Raw genomic sequence first — 24,046 nt, 5'->3', positions numbered from 1 at the left:
ATCGGCGAACCCGCGGCAGCGGGCCAGGGTGACGCAAGCACCCTTTCGCCGATGAATCGGCTCCTACCAAAGCAGCAGCGCTTTTACGCATGAGTCTCCGCCAGAAACTCCTCCTCGTCGCCCTGTGCACCCTGGCCCTTCCCGTGGCCGGGTGGCTCTACGTGCGCCAGATGGAGACGCTGCTGCGCGAAGGACAGGCGCAGGCGCTGGTCGCATCGGCGCGCGCGCTCGCGCGCAGCCTCGTCGTGGTCGACGCACCGCTGCCGCCGGCTGGCAACGCCTGGTATGTGCAGCACACGCCCAGCGCCATCACGATGGACGGCTATGCGGACGACTGGGCCTCGCTGAGCCCCTGGGCGCAGACGCTCGGCAAGAACGCACGCGTGATGCTCGCCGAGGACGATCACTGGCTGTACTTCTACATCGACGTGCGCGCCACGCATCGCCGTCGCGCGGATGCGGACGATCGCCTCGCGCTCAGCGCCGACCACCTCATCGTCTCCATCGCCAGTGGCGACGATGCGCAGCGTTACCTCATGGCCAGCGCCGCGCCGGGGGCGACCACCGCCATCGCGCTCGACCCCGAGGCCGGCGTGTTGCCCGACCGCATCAACGCGCAATGGCAGGAAGACGGTAGCGGTTTCCGCGCGGAATTCCGTTTGCCGCGCGGGCTGCGGCTCGACCATTTCGGCGTTGGCGTGCATATCGCCGCCGAGGGCGACAACGAACCCCTCACCGCCGAAACCCGACCGGTGCTCGACTTCTCCGTACCCCTGTCGCAGGAGCTGGCGCGCCTGGCCCCCGATGGCGTGCGCGTGCGCGTCCTCTCGCCCGATGCCTGGCTGGTCGCGCAGAGCGGCAAGCTCGATCTGCCCGATCTTCCCGCCGCCGAGCGACCGGGCTGGTTCGCCTCGCTGGTGTATCGCTCGCTGTTGGCGACGCGGCTGGACGACGAAGGTGGCTGGGCCGAAGACGCCCCGCGGATCGATCTGCCGGAAGTACGCGAAGCGTTGCTCGGCAAACCCGCCACCGCGTGGCGCGCGGGCGAATCGCGCGGCAGCGTCGTGCTCGCCGCGGCCTTGCCGATCCAGGGCGGCGGCAAACTGCACGGCGTGGTGTTGCTGGAACAGCCCAGTCGCGCCGTGCCGCTGCTAGCGAATCGCGCTCTTTTCGGCCTGCTGCTGACCAGCTTCGCCGTGTTGTTGATCGCCGGTGGCGTGCTGCTGTTGTTCGCCACGCGGCTGACCTTCCGCCTGCGACGCTTGCGCAATGCCGCCGAGCGGGCGCAGGACAACGACGGTCGTCTGGATGGCCCCTTCCCGCTGATCGATGCCACCGACGAACTGGGCGACCTCGCGCGGAGTTTCGCGCGGTTGTTCGAGGTGGTCGGCGGTTACACGGACTACTTGCGCACGCTGGCGTCCAAGCTATCGCACGAACTGAATACACCGCTGGCGATCGTAAAGTCCTCGCTGGACAACCTCGATCATGCTGGTCTTCCGCCCGAAGCCGAGCCCTACCTCGCCCGTGCGCGCGACGGTGTCGCCCGCCTCGGTGCGCTGGTTCGCGCGATGAGCGAAGCCAGCCGCATGGAGCGCGCCATCGCCTCGGCCGAAGCGGAAGACGTGAATCTCGCCGATATCGTGCGTGGCTGCGCGGACGGCTATCGCGGCCTGGCCGGCGATCGCACGCTCGAAGCCGTGCTGCCGCCGGGCCCCGTGCCGATGCACGTCTCGCCGGAGCTGATCGCGCAGGCATTGGACAAGTTGTTCGACAACGCCCTGTCGTTCACCCCGCCGGGCGGCTGGCTGCGCATCACCCTCAGTCCCACGGCGGAAGGTGCCGATGTCGAACTGGCCAATGAAGGGCCGTCACTGCCAGCCGCGATGCAGGGCCGCCTGTTCGACTCCCTGGTCAGCCTGCGCGACAAGGCCACCCCGGGCGACGCACCGCACCTGGGCCTGGGCCTCTACGTGGTCCGCCTGGTCGCCGAGCGTCACCAGGGCAGCGCCAGCGCAAGGAATATCGAAGGCGGCGTGGCCTTTACGCTGCATCTCAAGGGCCTGCCCCGCCAACGCCTGGCCTGACCCCATGCTCAGGTAGGAGCCGATTCATCGGCGAACCCGCGGCAGCGGGCATGGTTACCGCAAGCACCCCATCGCCGATAAATCGGCTCCTACCAAGAATGGCTGCGCAGCTTACAATCGGCTATTCACCCCACCCGATTCGACGCCCCGAATGATTTCCCGCGAACAATTCGACGCCTACGCCGCGCAGGGCCATACGCGCATTCCGCTGGTGCGCGAGGTCTTCTCCGACCTCGACACGCCGCTGTCGGTGTACCTGAAGCTGGCCGATGGCCCGTACACCTTCCTCTTCGAATCGGTCGAGGGCGGCGCCACGTGGGGACGCCACTCCATCATCGGCCTGCCGGCGCGGCGCGTGTATCGCCTGCGTGGCCACGAGCTGGAAGTGGAAGAGAGCGGTGAGGTGATCGAGCGTCGTCATCTGGACGATCCGCTCGCCGAGATCGAAGTGCTGCGCAAGCAATACGACGTGCCGAAGCTGCCCGGCCTGCCGGACTTCACCGGTGGCCTGGTCGGTTACTTCGGTTTCGAAACCATCGGCTACATCGAAAAGCGCCTGGCCCAGTGGGACAAACGCGACGAGATCGGCACGCCCGACGTCCTGCTGATGCTCGCCGACGAAGTGGCGGTGTTCGACAACCTGAAGGGTCGTCTGTACCTCATCGTCCACGCCGATCCGTCGAAGCCGCAGGCGTATGCCGATGCGTCGCGCCGCCTCGATGCGCTCGCTTTCCGCCTGCGCCAGGGTGGCGTGTCGTACCCGCAGATGCTGCAGCCGGCGGCGATCGACGAATCCGATTTCAAATCCTCGTTCACTCGCGAAGAGTACGAGAATGTGGTGCGCAAGGCGCAGGAATACATCCGCGCCGGCGACATTTTCCAGGTCGTGCCGTCGCAGCGTTTGAGCGTGAAGTTCAACGCGCGGCCCGTCGATGTCTATCGCGCCCTGCGCGCGATGAACCCCTCGCCGTACATGTTCTTCATCGACATGGGTCCGACCCAGATCGTCGGCTCGTCGCCGGAAATCCTCGTACGACTGAAGGCGGGTCGCGTCGTGCTGCGTCCCATCGCCGGCACGCGCCGTCGCGGTGCCGACGAAGCGGAAGACGTCGCGCTCGAAACCGAACTGCTCGCCGATCCGAAGGAGCGCGCCGAGCACCTCATGCTGATCGACCTCGGTCGCAACGACGTCGGTCGCGTGAGCAAGACCGGCTCGGTGGAGTTGTCCGAGTCCTTCGTGGTCGAGCGCTACTCGCACGTCATGCACATCGTGTCCCAGGTCGAGGGCGATATTCGCGAGGACCTCTCGTACATGGATGTCATCAAGGCGACGTTCCCGGCGGGTACGGTCAGCGGTGCACCGAAGATCCGCGCGTTGGAAATCATCCAGGAGCTCGAACCCTTCAAGCGCAACATCTACGCCGGCGCGATCGGCTGGCTCGGCTGGTGGGGCGACGCGGATACCGCCATCGCCATCCGCACCGCCGTGATCCAGGACGGCCGCCTGCACGTGCAGGCCGGCGGCGGCGTCGTCTACGACTCCGACCCGGCCGCCGAGTGGGAAGAGACCATGAACAAGGGTCGCGCACTGTTCCGCGCGGTCGCCCAGGCAGCAAAAGGCCTATAAGAGCTGCGCTCCAGCCGTTGTAGGAGCCGATTCATCGGCGAAAGGGTGCTCGCGGTATCCTAACTCCCGCTGCCGCGGGATCGCCGATAAATCGGCTCCTACAACGAGCTATCGCCGATAAATCGGCTCCTACAACGAGCTATCGCCGATGAATCGGCTCCCACACCGAATGAACTTCATGACCAGCACCCGCACCTTCATCGCCGCCGGAAGTATCGCCGTCATGGCCGCCACCTCGGCGCCGTCGGCGCAGGCGCGCGAACCGTTCACCGACGACGTTGCCTCGCGCACGCAGGCGCTGGCCCTGTTGGAAACGCTCAACGCCGACCTGCTCAGCCACCCCAGCGCGACGCTCACGCTGGAGCGCTGGTGCAGCGACCATGCGCTGGCCGGCGATGCGAAGATCCTCGCGCGTCAGGTGAAGGGTCAGGACAAGCCGCTGCCCGCCGACGATCGGCAGACCTTGGGCATCGGCCCGGACGAACCGGTGAAGTACCGTCGCGTGCAGCTGGCCTGCGGTGACCATGTCCTTTCCGAAGCGGACAACTGGTACGTCCCGTCCCGCCTTACCCCGGAAATGAACCAGATCCTCGACACCACCGACCAGCCGTTCGGCAAGGTCGTCCAGCCGCTGCACTTCCGCCGCCAGACGATCAGCGCGGACCTCCTGTGGTCACCCCTGCCCAAGGGCTGGGAGATGGCAGCGCCGCTGCCTCCAGCGACTAAGGGCCCCCTGGCGATCCCCCACGAACTACTGCGCCACCGCGCCGTCCTGTTCACCGAGGCCAACCAGCCTTTCAGCCTCGTGGTCGAGACCTACACCGCAGAAGTCCTGGCCTTCGGCCGGCGGTAACGCCCCTTCAGCCGCTTTCGGTAGGAGCCGATTCATCGGCGAACCCGCGGCAGCGGGCCAGGTTTTCGCAAGCACCCATTCGCCGATGAATCGGCTCCCACATAAATCGGCTCCTACCGGATCAGGGCAGGGGCTCGACCAACCGCCGTATTCCCTCCGGCCGACTTGGCAGGGGCACCCGGGCGCCTGAAGCTGGGTGCCACGATAAGGTGGGAGGCGGCCCATGGCCCCAGCGAGCGCCGTTGCACGAAAGATCCCCGCGCCGCGGCTGACGGGCACGAACGCGTACGGCGCGATGCTCACCGTCGCCCACGAGCCGCGCCTCGGCCCCCAGCCGAACTCCCTCGACAACGCGGTGGCCAACGCCACGCACTGGGTACAGCTGTCGAACGCACGCCGGCCTGATGCCATGTGGCTCGAAGCCGGCGCGATGATGCAACGTCTGGTACCGCGCGCGGAATGGGTTCGCTACATGCGGAAGATTCGCGTCGACCGCGGCGCGTTGACCGGACGGGAATGGTTCGAAGTCACGCGCGTTCGCGATCCCGTCGGCTTGCCTGCGGGCGATTACCTCAACGTGATCTTTATCGCGCAGTTCGCCCGGGCGGTGCTATTCGAGACCGTGTCCCTGGCGCCGGGCAGTGCAGGCTGGATGCCTGTCGGTTACGTCATCCGCCCCGTACAACGCGAGATTTCATTCGTGCAGTAGTCACTGTAGGAGCCGATTCATCGGCGAAGGGTGCTTGCGATAACCTTGCCCGCTGCCGCGGGATCGCCGATGAATCGGCTCCTACGTAGAGCAATTACCGGGCTGCAGTGCGGGCCGCGAAGGCCGCTGCGATCGCGTCGCGGGTGGCCAGTAGCACTTCATCCGACAACGCGAGATCGGTCTTGGCGACCGCACGCGACACCGCGATCGCGCCGATCTGCGCCGCTATCGACGCCACCGCCAGCTGACGCCTGACGTCCTCCGGCACCGTCTCGTCGATCGCGCCGGACATCATCGACACCTCTTCCTCGAACGCCTGCGCAAAGCTACGGCTGAGTGCCTCGCCCTGGCGTCCGACGTCGCTGGCCGATGCTGTCATCGGGCAGCTCGTGGTCAGGTCGTCTCGCTGGTGCGTGGTGTAGAGGCCGTCCAGGTATTCCTCGAACGAGGGATGCCGATCACCCGCCCAGGTACGCGCACGCTCCATCCGCTGGGCGAATCCATGCGAGAACGCCTCGGCTGCGAGCAGATCCTTCGAGGGGAAGTGGGCATAGAGGGCGCCGTGGGTGAGCCCGGCTTCCTTTGCCACTTCCGCCACGCCTACGCCATCGACGCCCTTCTCCCGGAACAGCCGGCTCGCCGCGGCGAGCAGGGCTTCGCGGTTCTCGGCCGATTTTTCCTTCGAAACACGCATTTCACACTCCTGAACCGTTCCGACGGCTTTGATTGCAACCGCCATGAAAAGAGAATAGATTGTAGTCGCAATCATAAACCATCACGAAGGAGATTGGCCATGTCGAAGCTTTCCACGCTGTTCGCCCTCGGTGCCCTGACGCTTGGCGTTGCAGGCACCCCCGCCGCCCAGGCGGCCCCGATCCATAACGTCGTCCTCGTGCACGGCGCCTTTGCCGACGGCTCCGGCTGGCGCGCGGTGTACGACTCGCTCGCCGCCAAGGGCTACAAGGTGTCGATCGTGCAGATTCCCGAAACCAGCCTCGCTGCCGACGTCGACGCCACCCAGCGCGTGATCGCCCAGCAGGATGGACCGACCGTGCTGGTCGGCCACAGCTGGGGCGGGCAGGTCATTACTGAAGCGGGCGCGGACCCGAAGGTGAAGTCGCTCGTGTACCTCGCCGCGCTCGTGCCCGATGTCGGTGAGAGCACCGCGACGCTCGAGACGATGGCGAAATACCCGGCGCCCAACGACGACGTCAAGAAGACCGCGGACGGCAAATTCTTCTACATGGACCCCACGAAGTTCCGCGAGAACTTCGCCGCGGATTCTTCCCCTGCACTGGCGGACTTCATGGCGCACTCGCAGGTGATCCTGTCGGTGGAAGCCTTCGGCACGCCCGCCAAGGCCGCGGCGTGGCACACCAAACCCTCCTGGGCCGTGCTGCCTGGCGCCGACAAGACCATCAACATGGACCTGCAGCGCTGGATGTACGAGCGCGCCAAGGCCAAGGTCACCACGGTGCCGGGTTCGAGCCACACCGTCTTCCTGTCGCATCCCGACGTGGTGGTGAAGGTCATCGAAGAAGCTGCCGGCAAGTAAGCCATCAGGCCCTCGCCCGAGGGGTGAGGGCCTTCTCGCCTAACAGAGGAACCGGACATCATGCGTTACAAGCTTTTTGGTAAGCACACAGGTTTGCGCGTCTCCGAGCTGGTGCTCGGGACCGGCAGCTTCGGCACGCGCTGGGGCCATGGCAGCGAGCCCGACGAGGCCAAGCGCATGCTCGATGCGTACGCCGACGCCGGCGGCAATTTCATCGATACCGCCGACAGCTATCAGTTCGGCGAGTCGGAGGAGATTCTCGGCAAGCTGCTGGTGGGTCGCCGCAACGAATTCGTCCTGGCCACCAAGTTCAGCCAGAGCGCCCAGGCTAATGCGGGCCTCCTGGTCACCGGCAACAGCCGCAAGGCCATGGTGGCCTCGCTCGAGGCAAGCCTGAAGCGACTCAACACCGATCACATCGATCTCTACTGGGTGCATTACGCCGACGGCGTGACGCCCATGGAGGAAATCGTCCGCGGTTTCGACGATCTCGTGCGCGCAGGCAAGATCCTCTACGCCGGCTTGTCCGACTTCCCCGCATGGCGCGTGTCACGCGCGGCAACCATCGCCGAGCTGCGCGGCAGCATCCCGATCGCCGGCCTGCAGGTCGAGCACAGCCTTGTCGAGCGCACCACCGAGCAGGAGCTGCTGCCGATGGGCGAGGCGCTCGGCCTGGGTGTGGTCGCCTGGTCGCCGCTGGGCGGCGGCATGCTTACCGGCAAATACCGTCAGGGTGAGCGTGGTCGAGCCGAAGGCTTTGGCGGCAGGGTCTTCCAGGCGGAAGACACGCAACAGCGCACGGCGATTCTCGATGCTGTCATCGCGACCGCGGATGAGCTGGGTGTCACGCCGGGCGAGGTGGCTATCGCGTGGGTGGCGGCCAAGGGAGCGCTTCCGATCATCGGCCCGCGCAACGTGGCGCAGCTTCAGGCGAATCTGGCGGCGGTGAAGGTCGTGCTATCGCCCGACCAGCTTGCGCGACTCGACGCCGTCAGTGCATTGCGACCGGTCTTCCCGCATTCACTGCTCGAGGATCCCGCCAACCGCGATCGCATCTTCAGCGGCAAGCTCGCGCAGTTCGTGCCGCCGCGCGAGCAAGTCGCCTGACCCGGAAGGCGCCCTGCTCTAGGTAGGAGCCGATTCATCGGCGATCCCCGCGGCAGCGGGGCAGGGTGTCGCAACCTGGTTATCGCCGATGAATCGGCTCCTACACAGAGCAAACCACGCTAGAGCGCCTGATCGAGCGCTTTGTAAAAACGCTCAGGCGCTTCAATCATCGGCGCATGCCCGAGCCCATCGAGCGGAATCAGCTTCGCACCGGGAATGGTCGCCGCCGCTTCCTTGCCCAGCTCGGCGTAATTGCCCAACGTCTCCCGCACCGACGACGGCGCCGCATCCTTGCCAATCGCCGTCTTGTCGGCCTGCCCGATGATCAACACGGTCGGCACCCGGATGTTCGGAAACTCATGCACCACGGGCTGCGAAAAGATCATGTCGTAAGTGAGCGCACCCGCCCAGGCGACCGCTTCACGGCCACTTCCTTCATACATCCCGGCCTGCATCACCGCCCAGCGGTCGTAGTCGGACTTCCACTTACCGTCGTAGTAGCTCTTCAACTGGTATGCGCGGATGGTCGCGTACGAAGTCTTCAACTCGCTCGCATACCACTCATCCACGCTGCGCCACGGCACGCCCTTGGCCTGCCAGTCTTCCAGGCCAAGCGGATCGACCAGCACCAGCTTCTCCACGCCTTGCGGATACATCAAGGCGTAGCGCGTGCCGATCATGCCGCCCATCGAATGCGCCACCACGGTGACCTTATCGACGCCGAGGCTGGCGAGGAGAGCATGCGTGTTCGCCGCCAGTTGCTGGATGCCGTACTGGTAACCGCGCGGCTTCGACGATTTGCAGAAACCGATCTGGTCGGGGATGACCACGCGATAGCCGGCGACACGCAGATGCTCGGCCGTCGCCTGCCAATACGGGCCGCAGAAGTTCTTGCCATGCAGGAGGACGACGGTGCGTCCGTCGGCCTTATCCGGCTTGAGGTCCATGTAGGCCATCTCGAGGGACTGACCCTGGCTCATCACCGGGAACATCGTGACGGGGTAGGGGTAGTCGACGTGTTCGAGTCGCGGGCCGAGGTCCTTGATCGTTGGCGTGTCGTCGGCGAGGAGGGGCGTGGCGATGCAGAGCAGGGCGAGGGCGATGAGCGTACGGCGCATGGGGAAGGCTCCGGTCAGTCAGATGCCGACGATACCGCAAGCACCCAATCGCCGATGAATCGGCTCCTACCGTATGCAGCCGCTGCTGCGATGAGTTCGTTCGCGCTTTTTTGCCATAATCGGGGCGTACGGGCTGAATCAGGGATTTCACATGAGCGAATTCGAACCGCCGTCGCGCGAATACACGCGCCCGCCGATGACGCGCGGCGTGGATCCGCAGCGCATGAACTGGCTTTGGCAGTTGATCCTGCAATCGACCGATCTGGATCCCGACGAGGTGCGTGAGGCGCTGGTCGCCAGCGGCCTGGCGGCGACATCGAAGCGGCTGCACAGCTGGCAGGTGAGCGATCGGGACGACGCGTATTTCCCTCTGTCGATCGCGGAGCTGGAGCGCAACCTGCGTGCGGTGGTGGCGTTGAAGAAGCAGCGCGCCGACGCGATCGACGCAGCGGCCGATGCGGTGGCGGCGGATCAGATCGCTGATAGCGCCCCCGAGACCTGAAGCGCGCCGTCATATAACGGCGCCGCCAAGCGCCGCTTTTGTAGGAGCCGATTCATCGGCGAAAACCAGATTGCCGTAACGTGTCAGGTTGCCGAGACCTGGCCCGCTGGCGCGGGATCGCCGATGAATCGGCTCCTACCAAAACGAAGAGCATGGCCCGCGTTAGCGGGCGTTCCGCTTAGGAATAGCGCTCGGACAGAAACCGGTAGAACGCACGCAGACCCTGCGCTTCACCACCACGCGGATGCGCCGGGCGATCCGTGTCGTTCCACGAATACGTATCCAAGTGCATCCAGTTCTGCGTCTCGGGGATGAAACGTTCGAGGTAGAGCGCCGCGGTGACGGCGCCGGCGTGGCGTGAGGGGCCGGCGTTGGCGAAGTCCGCCACGTACGACTCCAGCATGCGACGGTACGGGCGCCATAGCGGCAGGCGCCACAGGGGATCGCCGACGAGCTCCGCCGCGCCGATCACGTGGTCGGCGAGCTGGTCGCGGTTGGTGAAGAGGGCGGGCAGCTCGGGGCCGAGGGCGACACGCGCCGCACCGGTGAGCGTGGCGAAATCGACGATGAGATCCGGTGCCTGCTCGACCGCGTAGGCGATGGCGTCGCAGAGCACGAGGCGGCCTTCGGCGTCCGTGTTGTCGACCTCCACCGTCATGCCCGCACGCGTCTTGATGACGTCGCCCGGGCGCATCGCGTTACCGGCAATGGCGTTCTCGACCGCGGGAACCAGCAAGGTGAGGCGCACCGGCAGGCGCGCCTGCATGACCAGGCCGGCAAGCGCGATCGCGTGTGCCGCGCCGCCCATGTCCTTCTTCATCCAGCGCATGCCGTCGGCCGGCTTGATGTCCAGGCCGCCGGTGTCGAAGCACACGCCCTTGCCGATGATCACCAGCTTGGGATTGGAGTTTTTGCCCCAGGTCAGCTCGATCATGCGCGGCGGGCGATGGCTAGCACGGCCTACGGCATGGATGGTCGGGAAGTTCGCGGCGAGCAGTTCATCGCCGACCCATTCCTGCACCTTCGCCTTGTGTTCGTCGGCATGTGCACGGATAGCGGCGGAGAGATGTTCCGGGCCCATGTCTTCGGTGGGCGTGTTGACCAGGTCGCGGATCTGGTTGGTCGCGTCGATCACCGGCTGCACGGAACGGATCGTCGCGGCGTCGACCACCAGCTGTGCCGGCGGACGCGCACGCGTACGGTAACGATCGAAGCGGTACGCGCCGAGGGCCCAACCGAGCGCGAGCAGGTCGCGGTCTTCGACGACACCTTCTTCAGCCAGCTCGTACAGCCCTTCGGGCAAGCGCGAGGGCAGGGAGCCGAGGGCAGCGATGGGATCGGTGCGATCCACGCCGACGAGGATGCGAGAGATCGTTCCCTTGACGTCGGGCAGGACGAGGATCGCGCCCGGTGTCGCACGGAATGCCGTCGAGACCAACCACTGGCGATGCGCCGGACCGAGCCGCGCTTCAGCGGCGACCATGCCTGCCACATCGACGGTCTCGATGGGGATGGCGACACGTTTTCCGGTCTTGCGTTCGATCAGCGGCGACATCAGGCCTCCCGTGCCTCGCGGTCGTTGGCAACCGCGTCAATGGAATGGTGCAATCGGTAGGCCGCTATTCTAGCTGTCCGTCAGCGCCGACGCTTCCACCCAATCGGCTAAATGGGTCATGTCAGGGAATTCCAGGTCGGGCGCAGGTCCATGCGACCACGTCTCACCCGTGCGATTGAGCCAGACCGTGCGCAATCCGGCCTCGCGCGCACCCACCACATCGAGCAGGGGATCGTCGCCGACATGCAGGATCTCGGCCGGCGCGATGCCCAGGGCCTCGGCGGCCGCCAGGAAAATGCGGGCATCCGGCTTGGCCACGCCCAGTCCACCCGCGCTGAGACGCGTGTGGAAAAGATGGTGCAGGCCGATGATCTCCAGATCCGCATTGCCGTTGGAGATGCTGACGATCGGCACGCGGTGCGCGATGCGCTCCAGGGCCGGCAGGCTGTCGGGGTAGAGCTCCACGTTATTGCGAGCGGCGTAGTAGAGCCGCCACAGCTCATCCACCGGGGCATCGTCGATGCCGCAGTGCGCGAAGGCCGCGCGGATGGTCATCCGGCGCTGCTCGCTGAAGTCGTGGGAAAGATGGGTGTTGTCGCGGGCGATCTGCTCGCGAAGCTCACGCATGGCCTCGATCGGCCATGCGTTCGCGACATCGGGATGGTGTTGCCTGAGCCAGCGGTCGACGACGTGCTCGGCCTCGATCAGGGCCGGCAGAACCGGCCACAGGGTGTCGTCAAGGTCGAGCGAGACGGCGCGGACGGCCATGGGGCTCAGCGTGCGCTGACCTTGAGCACCTGACCGGCGTGGACGTTGTTGTCCTTCAGGCCGTTCATGGCGCGCAGCTGGTTCACGTCCACCGCGTTCTTTTTGGCGATCGAGTACAGCGTGTCACCGGCCGACACCTTGTAGGTGTGCGACGCGGCGGCGGGCTTCGACGCGGCCTTGGCAACAGCAGCCCTGGCTTCCGGCTTGGCGGCCGGGGCCGGCTTGGCCTCGGTCACCTTGGGCGTCGCGATCTTGTTCGACTTCTCGGAGCTGTCGATCGGGGCGGCCGGCTTCGCAGCCAGCTTGCCCTTCACCACCACGGCATCCGCCAGGACCTTGGCGAACTTGCCGCCGGCCTTGGCGTTGTCGGAGGCCGTGAAGGCTTCCGAGCGGACGCCGGAGAAGCCCATGTGCGCCGAGGTGCTGACGCTGGCGACGACCTTGGCGAACTGCGACGGCTCGGCAGCAGCAGCGGCGACCGAAGCCTTGGCCTCTTTCGCGGCCTTGCCGCCCTTGCCCTTGGCCTCGGCCTTGGCGACGGCGACTTCCTTCGCGGCCTCCGCCGGAGCGGCAGCGGCGACGGTCGGTGCGGTGGTCATCGCCTGGCCCACGTTGGCACGGGTGCCGACGGTGGACGCGATCGTGGCGCGGCGAGCAGCGTCGCCCGCAGCGAGCGAGGCGCCATCGGCGTACGGCACGAGGCTGTGCGAGCGGAGCAGGGAGCTACCGGTGCTCGAGGTCACGAAGGCAAGGAATTCCTTGATCTCGGCGGCCTTCGGATTGGTGTCGTTGGTGACCAGGTAGATCTCGGAGTACAGCACGTAAGCGCCGCTCGCGACGGTCGAGGCCGACGGCGTGACGCCATCGATCTGCAGGATCTTCACCTTCTTGTTCGAGGCCACGCCCGCAAGCGTCGTCGCGCCCAGGCCCTGCTTGTCGAGGGTCACGCCCTCTTCGAGCTTGGCCACGTTGACGTAGAGACGCGGTGCGGCGACGGGCTGGTTGCCGCGTCCGAACAGCAGGCGACGCATGCTGTATTCCACGCCATCGGCCGGGCTGGCCACGGCGTAGAGATTGATCGGCTGGTCGGCGCCGCCCAGGTCCTTCCAGTTGGTGATGTGCCCCATGTAGATCTCATGGAGCTGCTTGAGCGTGATGTTGCTCACCGGGTTGGACGGGTACGTGACCATCACCAGGGCGTCCCATGCCACCGGCGTGAAGGTCAACGACTGCTCGGCCGCGCCGACGGCGGGACGTGCGGAGCCGGCGATGTCCGCCGTGCCCTTGACCACGGCGTCGATACCGGAGGCCGTATTGAAGGGCTGCAGTTCGAACTTGCCCTTGCCGGATTTCTCCCAGGCCTTGGCGACGTCGATGACCACGCCGCGCGCGGTGGTGATATCGCCACGCCACACGAGGGCGGTATCGGCGGCGAAAAGGGTTGCAGAGGCGCTAAGGCCGATCAGCGTGGCGGTAAACAGTCGCGCAAGACGGAGAGACATGGACGGCAAGAACCTCGGGACGGAAGCGGGGTTGGGCATTGGGGCGCAATTGTGGGCTATTGAAGGCCTCGGCGCACCCTTTGACGTCAATCGGCATCCTGCCGGTGGGAAACAGAACGTAGGCTGTCGGGGGATTGTGGCATTGCGGCATTGAGAACTCGCCAAGAGCATGCCGATGAATCGGCTCCTACCGAGCAGGTTGCAGTGCTCTGGTAGGAGCCGATTCATCGGCGAACAGCCTCACAAAACCGCGTAATACACACTCCCATCACGAACCACCGTCAACAACAGCTGCCCCCCAGAAACCCCACCCCCCAACGGCAACCCCTTCACCGACACCACCTTCCTCTGCTGCACCCCCACCACCACATCCCCATCCTTCAACCCGGCCGAAGCCGCAGCGGACCCGCGTTTCACCCCACCCAACACCACACCAAACAAGCCACCCGCTTTCTGATCCGCCGTGAGATCGCTCAAGGTCACGCCCGCCAACCGCGGATCCACCTTCCCGCCATCCACCGACGCGATCGCAACGGCGGCAATCGTCGCCTCCACATCGCGAGACACACCCTCGCGCTGCACCGACAGCTTCACCTTCGCGCCCAACGGCAGCAGGCCTTCGGTGTTGCGCACATCCTGCGCCGAGCGCACCGGCTTCCCATCGATCGCGGTCAGCACGTCACCCGTCTGCAAGCCCGCGCCATCGGCCGGCGAGCCCTCATTGATACGCGTCACCACCGCGCCATTGCTGTCCTTCAGCCGCAGCGCCTGGGCGATGCGCGGCGTGATGTCCTGCACCTCCACGCCGAGGTTGCCGCGTCGCACCTTGCCGTAAGACAGCAGCTGCTTCATCACGCCCGTCGCCAGATCCGTCGGAATGGCGAAGCCGATGCCGACGTTGCCGCCGGACGGCGTGAAGATCATCGAGTTGATGCCGACCAGTTCGCCGCGCAGGTTCACCAGCGCGCCGCCGGAGTTGCCGGGGTTGATCGAGGCATCGGTCTGGATGAAGTTCTGGAAGCCCTTGCCGAGGCCGGAACGACCCAGCGCCGAGACCATCCCCGACGTCGCCGTCTGCCCAAGACCGAAGGGATCGCCCACGGCAACTACGAAATCGCCCACACGCAACGCGGAGGAATCCGCGATCGGCAAGGCCTGCAAGCGCTCGGCGGGTATCTGCAGCACCGCCACATCCGTCTCCGGATCGCTGCCGAGCAGCTTCGCCTTGAAGTCGCGACCATCCTGCAGCGTCACCGTGATATCGTCCGCGCCCCCCACGACATGGTGGTTGGTCAGCACGTAGCCCTTTTCGGCATCGATGACCACGCCCGAGCCCAGGCTCTGCTCCACACGTTCGCGCGGGACACCCTGGTTGCCGAACAACTGGCGGAACACTGGATCGTCGAAATACGGATTGCGCGTACGCACGCGGGTCTTCGTGGAGATGTTCACCACGGCCGGCGTCACCTTCGCCAGCATCGGTGCCAGTGAGGGCATCGGCTGACCGTCGATGGACGGCGGAAGGCCGGCAAACGCGGGCGAGGCCAGGGCAAAACCCAGGGCAGCGACCAGGGAAAAAATCTTAGTTCGCCGATATGCGCTGGCGGTCATGCAGGAACTCCTTGTTTGCTGGCTGAAACAGGCCAATCGACGCGTAAGACCGCCGTCTTCGCGCCGAGTTTCAAACCGTGAGACAGCGATCACGGACACTTTACTTCGGGCCTCTCCGGGATTAAGGTTCACTCCGGTCGTAACCACAACATCTTGTGTTCCCAGGCTGACTTGTTACCTAGCACTGGTGCTGTGGTTAAGCAGGTTCATGCTTCAAACCATCGTCGGCAAAGGTTTTTTCGAGGGGCCGACGTGGGGACACAGGATGGTCGGCAGAGGCTCCGGGGGGAGAGCTGTCGAGTGGTTGCGTCAACGCAAGCCAATAAAAGGCCTACAAGGGCCTAGACTCGAGGACGACACATACATGAGCACAGCACGTGCGCAAGCCATGGGGCTTGAGACCGCGGCCATTCCGCTTCAGCCTGCCTCATACGACATCTGGGACAAGAAGTACCGTCTGAAGGCCAAGTCGGGCGCGCCCGTCGACGGCTCGGTGGACGAAACCTACCAGCGCGTCGCCCGCGCCCTGTCCGATGTCGAGGCCACCGACGAGCTGCGCGCACACTGGTTCGAACGCTTCCTCTGGGCCCTGCGCCGCGGTGCCATTCCCGCTGGCCGCATCACGTCCAACGCTGGCGCGCTCGAGCACAAGCCGGCCACCTCCACGATCAACTGCACCGTCTCGGGCACCATCCACGACTCGATGGACGACATCCTCGAGAAGGTGCACGAAGCCGGTCTCACGCTGAAGGCCGGTTGCGGCATCGGCTACGAGTTCTCGACGCTGCGCCCGCGTGGCGCCTACGTCTCCGGCGCCGGCGCCCACACGTCGGGCCCGCTGTCGTTCATGGATATCTACGACAAGATGTGTTTCACCGTCTCGTCCGCCGGCGGTCGCCGCGGTGCGCAGATGGGCACGTTCGACATCGCGCATCCGGACGCCAAGGAATTCATCCGCGCCAAGCGCGAAGACGGTCGCCTGCGCCAGTTCAACCTGTCGCTGCTGATCACCGACGGCTTCATGGAAGCGGTCGAGACCGATCAGGACTGGCCGACGGTCTTCCCGGTGCACGTCAAGGAACAGCACGAGATCGACCTCAACGACGCGACCAAGGTGCTCTGGCGCGAGTGGCCGACCAAGCAGAACTACGTCACGCGCGAAGACGGCCTGGTCGCCTGCAAGATCTACGGTCACATCCGTGCGCGGCACCTGTGGGACATGATCATGGTCTCGACGTATGACTACGCCGAGCCCGGTTTCATCCTCATCGACCGCGTCAACGAGATGAACAACAACTGGTGGTGCGAGCACATCCGCGCGACCAACCCCTGCGGCGAGCAGCCGCTGCCGCCGTACGGCTCCTGCCTGCTCGGCTCGATCAACCTGACGATCTTCGTCCGCGATCCGTTCGGCCCCAAGGCCCGGTTCGACTGGGACGAGTACCGCGAAGTGGTCCGCGTGTTCACCCGCATGCTCGACAACGTGGTCGAGATCAACGGCCTGCCGCTCGCCCAGCAGCGCGAAGAGATCATCTCCAAGCGTCGCCACGGCATGGGCTTCCTCGGCCTGGGCTCCACGGTCACCATGCTGAAGATGCGCTACGGCAATGCCGATGCGGTCGCCTTCACCGAGGAAGTCTCGCGTGAGATGGCCGTCGCCGGCTGGGAAGTCGCCCTGGAGCTGGCCAAGGAAAAGGGCCCGGCGCCCGTCCTGGCACGCGAGTACGAAGTGACCGCCGAGATGCTGCGCAAGCGCCCGGAGATGGTGAAGGATGGCTGGAAGGTCGGCCAGAGCATCCGTGGCAGCGCGCTGCACGCGAAGTACTCCCGCTACATGCAGCGCGTGGCCGAAGTCGCCCCCGAGCTGATCGAAGCCCTGGCCGAGACCGGCGCGCGCTTCACCCACCACTCGTCGATCGCGCCCACCGGCACGATCTCGCTGAGCCTGGCCAACAATGCCTCCAACGGCATCGAGCCCAGCTTTGCGCACCACTATTCCCGCAATGTGATCCGCGAAGGCAAGAAGTCGAAGGAAAAGGTCGAGGTCTTCAGCTACGAGCTGCTGGCCTACCGCGCCCTCATCAATTCCGAGGCGCTGCCGTTCTCCGACGACCCGAAGACCCGCCTGCCGGATTACTTCGTCTCCGCCGACGACATCAGCCCGAAAGAACACGTAGACATCCAGGCGGCCTCGCAGAAGTGGATCGATTCCTCCATTTCCAAGACCGCGAACGTCCCGACGGATTATCCGTATGAGGACTTCAAGGACATCTATATGTATGCCCATAAGCAGGGTCTGAAGGGCTGCACGACGTTCCGTTTTAACCCCGCCGCGTTCCAGGGCGTGCTCGTAAAAGAAACCGACCTTGAGAACACCCTCTATCGCTTCGAATTGGAAGACGGTAGCGTTGTCGAACTGAAGGGTAACGAAGAGGTCGAATACGACGGTGAAATGCACACCGCCGCGAACCTCTTCGATGCTTTGAAGGAAGGCTATTACGGTAAGTTCTGACCCCGCGGAGAGGGAAAAACATGTCCAATGAAAACCAGGTTGTCGAGGGTGAGCTGCCCGATATCGACACCAATGACACCAGCGACACGCCCGAAGCGGAGACGAATGTCACCGCCGAAGTGACGCCGCCGGTCGTCGCCAAGCCGGTCGTCAAGAAGAAGCCGGTCGCCATCAAGACCGTCGAGCCGACCCCGGCTGCCGCTGAAGACGTGACGCCGGTTTCGGTCGATCACTACAGCGAGCCGGACTTCGTCAGCGGTCCCGACGACGTTTCGCCGGAACCGGTGAAGCCTGTCGTCAAGAAAGCTCGCAAGGCGCCGGTGAAGAAGGCTGCCGTTGTCGAGGTTGCCCCGGTGGCAAAGGCAACCCGCAAGGCGGCTCCGAAGGCTGTGGTTGCCGAGGTTGCACCGGTCAAGGCTGCGCCGAAGAAGGCTGCTGCGGCTGCCAAGAAGGCGCCGGCCAAGAAGGCCGCTGCTACCAAGGCTGCGCCGAAGAAGGCTGCCGGCAAGAAGGCTGCGACGAAGAAGGTCGCTGCCAAGAAGGCTGTCGCCAAGAAGGCCGTCAAGAAGGCCGTCAAGAAGGCTGCTGTGAAGAAGGTTGCCGCCAAGAAGGTTGCTGCTAAGAAGGCTCCGGCCAAGAAAGCAGCTGCCAAGAAGGCGCCGGCCAAGAAGACGGCCGTGAAGAAGGCAGCGGTCAAGAAGGTCGCCGCCAAGAAGGCGGTGAAGAAGGTTGCGGTCAAGAAGGCTGCCGCCAAGAAGGCCGTCAAGAAGGCACCGGTTCGCAAGGTGGCTTCCAAGAAAGTTGCTTCGAAGAAGGTCGCCAAGGTTGCCAAGAAGGTCTCGACCCGTAAGGCCGCTTCGACGGTCAAGAAGGTCAAGAAGGTTGCCCGCAAGGCAGCCGGTCGCGTCGTGAAGAAGGCCGCCGCTGTCCGCAAGACGGTCAAGAAGGCCGCCGGTCGCGTCGCCAAGCAGGTCTCGACGGCTCGCAAGGCCGTCAAGAAGGGCGTAGCCAAGGTAGCTCGCAAGAGCGCCGGCCGCGTCGCAGCAGTAAAGAAGACGGTCCGCAAGGCCGCCAGCAAGAAAGCCGCCCCCAAGGCGGTCAAGAGGTCCACTGCCAGCAAGACCGGTCGTACGTCGGCACGCAAGAGCGCCGTTCGTGGCCGTCGTAAGTAAGTAGCACCCATTCCGCCCGGCGCCTGGCGCCGGGCGGGATACCTATAAGAGAAGAGTCATGGCGATCAAGATCGAAAAGAAGATCAAGGGCTACAACGTCGTTAAGCCCGAGGACAAGGCCGCTCCGGCCCCCGCGCCCGTGCCGGTGAAAGAAGCCGCGCCCGTGGCCGAAGTCATCCAGATGCACGAAAGCCTGGAACGACCGGAGACCCTCGTCGGCAGCACGTACAAGATCAAGTCGCCGCTCTTCGAGCATGCGCTGTACGTCACCGTCAACGACATCGTCCTGAACGCCGGTACCAAGCACGAGCAGCGCCGTCCCTTCGAGCTCTTCATCAACTCGAAGAACATGGACCACTTCCAGTGGATCGTCGCGCTCACCCGAATTTTGTCCGCCGTCTTCCGCAAGGGTGGCGACGTGACGTTTATTGTTGAAGAGCTCAAGGCGGTTTTCGATCCGCGTGGCGGCTACTTCAAGGCCGGCGGCGTCTATATGCCGAGCATCGTCGCCGAGATCGGCGCGGTGGTTGAGCAGCATATGAAGTCGATCGGGCTGATCCACGATCCGGAGATGAGCGATGCGACTCGCGCGCTCATCGCCGAAAAGCGTGCCGCCTACGAGAAAGCTGCCAAACCCGCCGTTGCCACGGCCGCTCCTGTAGGAGCCGGCTCCGCCGGCGAAGCTCCTGCCTCCCAAGCCGCCGCAGAAGCCGCCCACATGAATGCCTCAGGCTTCCCCGCTGGCGCCACCCTCTGCGCTAAGTGCAATACGCAGGCGTTGGTGCTGATGGATGGGTGCCAGACTTGTTTGAATTGTGGGTATTCGAAGTGCGGGTGAGGCTTTCTGGACGAGCCTCAAGAAAGCTCATGTCCGGACGCCGAGAAAGTGAGATTTTGAGCCTATAAGGTGAGATTCAGGGCCGCGTGGCACGAGTTGTCGCGCTTGAACGCTTCCCGGACCACTTCCGGGGTGCGATCTCGAAAGTCCTTGTGCGACGCGTGCTCGATGCGGTGCTGCGGGGGGGGGAGCAGGTGACGATCGCTTCCAGAACTATCGAGCCCGGTTCACGGTCCTCGACGCTCCCACTGTGAGCCGGGCATGGATTGATAGCACCATCGACGGTCGACCTGACGATCGCTTAGCCCCCGAGGCTTGGAAGCGATGGATCAATAGCGGCCGCAGAACGCCACTTCYCGCGAACCGGTCGCTCGAATGGCGCACCATCCGCGAACAACTACCYCAGGATCAGGATGGAAAGGCAATAATCCAGACGCCACAGTCGCACTTCGCAGGGTGGCCCCACGCCTTCGAGCACTGGGCAGTCGCGAGCGCCAAGCTGATGATCCCCGAAATCGCAACGTCGGACGTGACTCGCCCATCGAGGGGTGGAGGCCGTGACGCGGTCGGTCAGATGCGTCTCTGTCGCGGAGCCAGCACCATCCTGGTTGACTTTGCTCTTGAAGCGAAGTGCTACACGAGGCGATCGGTCGGTTTCCGGGACATGTCTCGTCTGATCTCCCGCCTGCGACACCGCCAGTTCGGTGTTCTAGTAACGACGACTCACGTATCGGCATCCGCGACATTCGCCGACAATGCGAGCGATAGATGGGGGTGGTTTGCCATGCCACTTTTTCTAACGAGTTGTGTGTGGTTCGCACACGCCAAGATAGCCATCTATTCGCGGCTCCTAAACGTATCAGCACTACTCGCGTTTTTCCTCGGCTGCCTCTCTAACATGCTTGCGACGCTTGCATGTGTCTGCATCGCGTTCCGAGTAGTAGGGACGTAGTCCAAATTTGCACTGCGTGAGTACGTGCCGACCGGCCACAAAAGAGCCGCAAGGCGCATCGTTGCCCACATGATGGCGGTGTGCGACGAGCTCGGGATGCAGGTGATAGCCGAAGGTATCGAGACCGTTGAAGAGCACTCGGCGCTTCTGCGCATGACCGTGGCGCTGCACTAGGGGTTTCTGTTCGGCAGCCCGGCCACAGCTCTACGCCCGCTGAAGCCGTTCTCGCGGCGACCTAGGAACGGTTCTCTAGACCCGTCGCCTTTCTTGGGTGGCCGCTCTGCTGCATGGCTTGAGGACACTGGTCTGATGGGTCTCCCCGTCGGGGGACATCTCCAATACTCCCTCGGCAGGCTACGCGTATCGGTCACCGTCATCGTCGAGGTGGACGAGATCCTAGGTCTCGTAGTGAAAGCGCCAAGGCGGCAATGAGTGCGGATGTCTTCACAACCGTTCCTAGAGCGGCTCTCGCGAGGGAGGGCCATGGAGCGGGGGTCGAAGACGATAGGGACGACGCCGTATGGAAAAGGCCAGCGTCTCGATGAACAACGACATGATGAATCCGATGCCGCAAAGCCATGCGGTGGCGAACAGTTGCCCAAGGGTGGCATCTCGGGGCATCGGGTCCCGCCCTGATGGCCAGCGTGGCTGAGTACAACCACCGTCGTGTGCTCAGCACCCGCTTTTTTGTGCAACGTAGCCGATAAACGAGAGGATAGGTCCCGCCATATATGCGTATGTCCGGTGACGGCAACCCATAGGAATCTTGACTCTAAATTGCTGGGTGTAGGCGAGAATTGGGTCGGCCAGTCCACACGTGCAAAGTGATGAGTGATTCCGACGACCTGCCACGTATTTCTCGGATCGATATATCGGACGACGTTGACGTGCTTATTTGGGCTGTCGTCCTTTCGAGCACCTCAGAACTAGTCCGGGAAGCGGTCGAGATCGTCGGTTCGGATCCGGCGGCGGTGAGGGTCTACCTCAACCGTCGGCGGGAGCCGTGAAGGAGGTCAATGCCGCTCGTACGTGTGCGAGGGCGATGCTGCGCTCGAGTTCAACGACGCTGAACGGTTTGACCAGTTGCACCGCCTGGACCGGTGCACCGGCTGCGGACGCTATGGGGTCGGAAAGCATGACTACCACGCACATTCTCGGGTTCTCGTCGCGGGCATCCAGCAGGTAGGCGCCTTGCCGGCTCTCACCCGGCGCTGGAACCGCCGCCACAACCATGACGACCCTTCTGCCGATTGCCGCAGCAGCCCCTCCTTCGTGTGTGGCGGCCACGGCAACGTCGTACCCATGCTTACGAAGGACGTCCGCGACGGTCTCCGCAAGCATAGGCATTGGTTCAATAACGATTGCAACCGGGCGTGTCGACTTGGGCACCAACGGGGCTCACGTGAAATCTGCGTAGACGGTACTCTGGCACGACACGCCGCCGAGCGCGAGGTCTACAAGGCGCTCGTGAACTAACGTGGTAGCCTTCATGGGCAGCTGGGTATTGCATCCCCCCTTCTGGAATTAGCGTACCCATGGCATGCCCCTAGCGATTGAGCAGTCATGTCAGCCGACTTTCATTTGATCTGTGATGCCGAGCCCGTCGACGGCGGCTTCCTGCCGACGGTTAAAATCCTTGAGGGGTCGAGAGTGGCCTTGGCCTGGCGCGGCTCGTTCTCGTTTCCCCACCTTTCGCTCGCGCTCGTTTATGCCCATGATTATGGGGCAGTGGCGATCGAAGCGCTTAGGTCAGGCCAGCCGTAGCACACACTGCTGTTCGCTACGGAACCGGGCCCCCAGGACTGCAGATCGTTCAAGTGGATCTCGTCTTCCGTCCGGCAAGCCGCTGGGTCGCCCCAGGAACAAAGGCCACGAGCTTGTGGAACCGATCGACCTGACCTGACCAAAAAGGGCAGCAATCGCCACTTCACAAATTGGACAATATTCGGATATATCTTCCGCCAAACAGGCTCGGTGAGGATCGAGGGCAAGGGGTGTGGAAGAGGATATCTCGTGTAATTACGCTGTCGATCAGGCGCCGAGTGGTCTCGGCTTCGTTGCGTCGGTCGAAATCGTAAACCGTGCGGGGACGATCGTGCATCGATGGCGAGGTAAGTACCCTCGTCCGAGCCGGCCGACTGCCCTGGACGAGGCCATCGCGCATGTAAATGCGTGGGTCAGTATCGAGAGAAATAGCCGGCACGAAGAGTCAGTGCGCGTGAGCGCCAAGACCACAGGCGACCTTTAGAGGAACCGCCGCTTAGGCTTCGATCGCCTCGTGACCGAGGAGCTGATCGATAAGTTCTACGAGTGCCTGTCCGAGTCCGGGCGCGGGATCGCATCCCGGCGAGCCCAAGATGACGATGACTCGGGCCGCAGCAATTGACGCGAGGGCGTAGCTTGCCGTTCCTAGCCCGCTTGCGAGAACGTGGGCGCGGAACCGCGCTTCATCCATGTCGCCATCCGTCGCAGCGTCGCTGAGCGCCAACGCTTCGCCTGCAAGACCCGCAAGGGTTTTTCGAGACATGTCGATTTTTCTTATCTCAACGGGCGGCCGGTTTAACCGAGGCTAAGCCTTTCTTCACTGTCAACCAGATCGCCATCGTCGGCTGTGCGTACCGCCGAGCGTACGCCGGTATCAGCGTTGGGCGCAGGTGCGTCGGGCAGAGGCACGGCGACGGCATCGACCATCTGGAGGCGCCGAACCCTTGCGGCGATGTCTTTCTCTATTGCTTCAAGCGATTCCGACGAGCCAAGGATTTCAGCGGGCGGTTCACCCGTGTTCGAAAAGACGGCATGCCATATCCATTTGCCGTCTTGGGCGGTGGCGGTCGCCGTGACCTCGGCTGTGACGACGTGGCCGAGGCGATCGGCATTGTGCAATGTCATCCGTAAGGGTGCGGGAGGAGTCTTCATCATCAGGAATCGCGTCAGGCCGTTCAGAGGCCAGGGTGGATTCCCTGTGGACCATAGGCGTGCGTGCCGGGGCTCGTTCTCTCGGCCCAGCATGACAGACATTTGTATGTATTCCGTTAAGGCAGCCAGCCTTCCCATTGACGCGCTGTGCCGTTGAGCTAGGCCACGCTCAAGCTGCCACTGCGCGCTCCTCGCCACGGTGGCCGGTGCCGCCGGACTCAGGATCGCGGCTCCGAGGACGGAAGCTCCTTCGACCTACCAACGGTCACTCGGCGGCCCGTAAGGCTTCGCGTGGCCGCCGGGCCGTTTTAAACCACGGATGACGTCGCCGGTGTCGCCCAGGCGGTTCTGCCACAGCGATCATCCGGCCGGATATCGCTCTCCGCCCCAGACTGGCCCATAGAGCGGCGCAAGCCGAGTCAATGGTTTTCTGTGACGCTGCCTTGGACGACTCGGGGGCTCGTTCCAACCGTTCGGATCTCGCGATGCGGCAAAGACCTCTTCACGTGGCGCTGCACGTCGCCTTCTCAAGCCGCACCGCCGTCCCTATTTACGGGCGCGACGATGCCGAAGTGGCTTTCGCTGCCTTTAGGGCGATGCCGGGCTACCGTCGTTTGCTCGAGCGACCTGCCATGGATCCGGATACAGAACCTCCAGATGCT

24 protein-coding genes and 1 pseudogene are annotated in these 24,046 nt (G+C 64.2%); 15 read left to right on the top strand and 10 right to left on the bottom strand.

From position 1 onward, the window contains the following. Positions 1-89 precede the first annotated feature (89 nt). The 4 genes from AC1DYM_RS17585 (at position 90) to AC1DYM_RS17570 (ending at position 5,276) form a co-directional block, all read left to right on the top strand. Positions 90-2,087, top strand: a complete 1,998-nt coding sequence (locus tag AC1DYM_RS17585; protein ID WP_477340517.1) for an ATP-binding protein — start codon at positions 90-92, stop codon at positions 2,085-2,087. Between the two features lie 151 nt (positions 2,088-2,238). Further along, positions 2,239-3,714 (top strand): anthranilate synthase component I, encoded by a 1,476-nt coding sequence (trpE, locus tag AC1DYM_RS17580; RefSeq protein WP_477340515.1) that lies wholly within the window; start codon positions 2,239-2,241, stop codon positions 3,712-3,714. A gap of 178 nt (positions 3,715-3,892) precedes the next feature. After that, positions 3,893-4,567, top strand: a complete 675-nt coding sequence (locus AC1DYM_RS17575) for a hypothetical protein (RefSeq protein WP_477340513.1) — start codon at positions 3,893-3,895, stop codon at positions 4,565-4,567. A gap of 223 nt (positions 4,568-4,790) precedes the next feature. Next, on the top strand, positions 4,791-5,276 hold the full coding sequence (locus tag AC1DYM_RS17570; RefSeq protein WP_046967901.1) for a DUF4019 domain-containing protein: 486 nt from the start codon (positions 4,791-4,793) through the stop codon (positions 5,274-5,276). Between the two features lie 94 nt (positions 5,277-5,370). On the opposite strand, the gene AC1DYM_RS17565 is transcribed toward AC1DYM_RS17570, so the two are convergent. Then, positions 5,371-5,970, bottom strand: coding sequence for a TetR/AcrR family transcriptional regulator (locus AC1DYM_RS17565; RefSeq protein WP_477340511.1), 600 nt, complete (start codon positions 5,968-5,970; stop codon positions 5,371-5,373). Positions 5,971-6,069: 99 nt separating this feature from the next. Between AC1DYM_RS17565 and AC1DYM_RS17560 the strand changes: the two genes are divergently transcribed. Together AC1DYM_RS17560 and AC1DYM_RS17555 are read left to right on the top strand one after the other, a co-directional pair. Next, entirely contained in the window at positions 6,070-6,831 is a 762-nt protein-coding gene (locus AC1DYM_RS17560) for an alpha/beta fold hydrolase (RefSeq protein WP_477340509.1), read from the top strand. A gap of 60 nt (positions 6,832-6,891) precedes the next feature. Further along, complete coding sequence (locus AC1DYM_RS17555) at positions 6,892-7,938, top strand: aldo/keto reductase (RefSeq protein WP_477340507.1); 1,047 nt, start codon at positions 6,892-6,894, stop codon at positions 7,936-7,938. 119 nt (positions 7,939-8,057) lie between these two features. Here the strand turns inward: AC1DYM_RS17555 and AC1DYM_RS17550 are convergent, their stop codons facing one another. After that, complete coding sequence (locus AC1DYM_RS17550; RefSeq protein ID WP_477340505.1) at positions 8,058-9,056, bottom strand: alpha/beta fold hydrolase; 999 nt, start codon at positions 9,054-9,056, stop codon at positions 8,058-8,060. Positions 9,057-9,207: 151 nt separating this feature from the next. On the opposite strand from AC1DYM_RS17550, the gene AC1DYM_RS17545 reads away from it, so the two are divergent. Further along, positions 9,208-9,558 carry a hypothetical protein gene (locus tag AC1DYM_RS17545; protein WP_477340503.1) on the top strand — a complete coding sequence of 117 codons (351 nt, stop codon included), beginning with the start codon at positions 9,208-9,210 and terminating at the stop codon, positions 9,556-9,558. A gap of 178 nt (positions 9,559-9,736) precedes the next feature. Here the strand turns inward: AC1DYM_RS17545 and AC1DYM_RS17540 are convergent, their stop codons facing one another. The 4 genes from AC1DYM_RS17540 to AC1DYM_RS17525 form a co-directional block, all read right to left on the bottom strand. Further along, positions 9,737-11,113 carry a leucyl aminopeptidase family protein gene (locus tag AC1DYM_RS17540; protein WP_477340501.1) on the bottom strand — a complete coding sequence of 459 codons (1,377 nt, stop codon included), beginning with the start codon at positions 11,111-11,113 and terminating at the stop codon, positions 9,737-9,739. A 69-nt stretch (positions 11,114-11,182) separates the two neighbouring features. After that, complete coding sequence (locus tag AC1DYM_RS17535) at positions 11,183-11,881, bottom strand: HAD family hydrolase (RefSeq protein ID WP_477340499.1); 699 nt, start codon at positions 11,879-11,881, stop codon at positions 11,183-11,185. Positions 11,882-11,886: 5 nt separating this feature from the next. After that, positions 11,887-13,383 carry a LysM peptidoglycan-binding domain-containing protein gene (locus AC1DYM_RS17530; RefSeq protein ID WP_477340497.1) on the bottom strand — a complete coding sequence of 499 codons (1,497 nt, stop codon included), beginning with the start codon at positions 13,381-13,383 and terminating at the stop codon, positions 11,887-11,889. A gap of 240 nt (positions 13,384-13,623) precedes the next feature. Beyond that, entirely contained in the window at positions 13,624-14,994 is a 1,371-nt protein-coding gene (locus tag AC1DYM_RS17525) for a Do family serine endopeptidase (RefSeq protein ID WP_477340495.1), read from the bottom strand. A gap of 364 nt (positions 14,995-15,358) precedes the next feature. Between AC1DYM_RS17525 and AC1DYM_RS17520 the strand changes: the two genes are divergently transcribed. The 6 genes and pseudogenes from AC1DYM_RS17520 to AC1DYM_RS17495 all read left to right on the top strand — a co-directional run bounded on the left by AC1DYM_RS17520 (position 15,359) and on the right by AC1DYM_RS17495 (position 20,642). Further along, entirely contained in the window at positions 15,359-17,506 is a 2,148-nt protein-coding gene (locus AC1DYM_RS17520; protein ID WP_477340493.1) for an adenosylcobalamin-dependent ribonucleoside-diphosphate reductase, read from the top strand. 20 nt (positions 17,507-17,526) lie between these two features. Continuing rightward, positions 17,527-18,678, top strand: a complete 1,152-nt coding sequence (locus AC1DYM_RS17515; RefSeq protein WP_477340492.1) for a hypothetical protein — start codon at positions 17,527-17,529, stop codon at positions 18,676-18,678. A gap of 58 nt (positions 18,679-18,736) precedes the next feature. After that, positions 18,737-19,516, top strand: coding sequence for a TSCPD domain-containing protein (locus AC1DYM_RS17510; RefSeq protein ID WP_477340490.1), 780 nt, complete (start codon positions 18,737-18,739; stop codon positions 19,514-19,516). A 205-nt stretch (positions 19,517-19,721) separates the two neighbouring features. Then, positions 19,722-19,844: pseudogene (locus tag AC1DYM_RS17505) on the top strand (hypothetical protein); the annotation flags it as partial. Then, the gene (locus tag AC1DYM_RS17500; RefSeq protein WP_477340564.1) at positions 19,845-20,468 is read left to right on the top strand and encodes a restriction endonuclease; all 624 of its coding nucleotides are present in this window, start codon (positions 19,845-19,847) and stop codon (positions 20,466-20,468) included. It begins immediately after the preceding pseudogene. 24 nt (positions 20,469-20,492) lie between these two features. Then, positions 20,493-20,642 (top strand): EAL domain-containing protein, encoded by a 150-nt coding sequence (locus AC1DYM_RS17495; protein WP_477340488.1) that lies wholly within the window; start codon positions 20,493-20,495, stop codon positions 20,640-20,642. Between the two features lie 282 nt (positions 20,643-20,924). Here AC1DYM_RS17495 and AC1DYM_RS17490 read toward each other — a convergent pair whose 3' ends face one another. Beyond that, positions 20,925-21,089 (bottom strand): Na+/H+ antiporter NhaA, encoded by a 165-nt coding sequence (locus AC1DYM_RS17490; protein WP_477340486.1) that lies wholly within the window; start codon positions 21,087-21,089, stop codon positions 20,925-20,927. A gap of 206 nt (positions 21,090-21,295) precedes the next feature. On the opposite strand from AC1DYM_RS17490, the gene AC1DYM_RS17485 reads away from it, so the two are divergent. Beyond that, on the top strand, positions 21,296-21,475 hold the full coding sequence (locus tag AC1DYM_RS17485) for a DUF3606 domain-containing protein (RefSeq protein WP_477340484.1): 180 nt from the start codon (positions 21,296-21,298) through the stop codon (positions 21,473-21,475). On the opposite strand, the gene AC1DYM_RS17480 is transcribed toward AC1DYM_RS17485, so the two are convergent. After that, positions 21,453-21,701 (bottom strand): hypothetical protein, encoded by a 249-nt coding sequence (locus tag AC1DYM_RS17480; protein ID WP_477340482.1) that lies wholly within the window; start codon positions 21,699-21,701, stop codon positions 21,453-21,455. The two genes, AC1DYM_RS17485 and AC1DYM_RS17480, sit on opposite strands and share 23 nt — an antisense overlap. Positions 21,702-22,031: 330 nt before the next feature. Here AC1DYM_RS17480 and AC1DYM_RS17475 point away from each other — a divergent pair, with 330 nt between their 5' ends. After that, entirely contained in the window at positions 22,032-22,232 is a 201-nt protein-coding gene (locus AC1DYM_RS17475; RefSeq protein ID WP_477340481.1) for a hypothetical protein, read from the top strand. Positions 22,233-22,728: 496 nt separating this feature from the next. Here the strand turns inward: AC1DYM_RS17475 and AC1DYM_RS17470 are convergent, their stop codons facing one another. Both AC1DYM_RS17470 and AC1DYM_RS17465 read right to left on the bottom strand, forming a co-directional pair. Then, positions 22,729-22,995, bottom strand: coding sequence for a hypothetical protein (locus AC1DYM_RS17470; protein ID WP_477340479.1), 267 nt, complete (start codon positions 22,993-22,995; stop codon positions 22,729-22,731). A gap of 32 nt (positions 22,996-23,027) precedes the next feature. Continuing rightward, positions 23,028-23,387 (bottom strand): hypothetical protein, encoded by a 360-nt coding sequence (locus AC1DYM_RS17465; protein WP_477340477.1) that lies wholly within the window; start codon positions 23,385-23,387, stop codon positions 23,028-23,030. Between the last annotated feature and the right edge of the window lie 659 nt (positions 23,388-24,046).

The sequence above is a fragment of the Luteibacter sp. P1_D3 genome, assembly GCF_056406135.1.
This window is presented reverse-complemented; position numbering and strand designations above follow the sequence as displayed.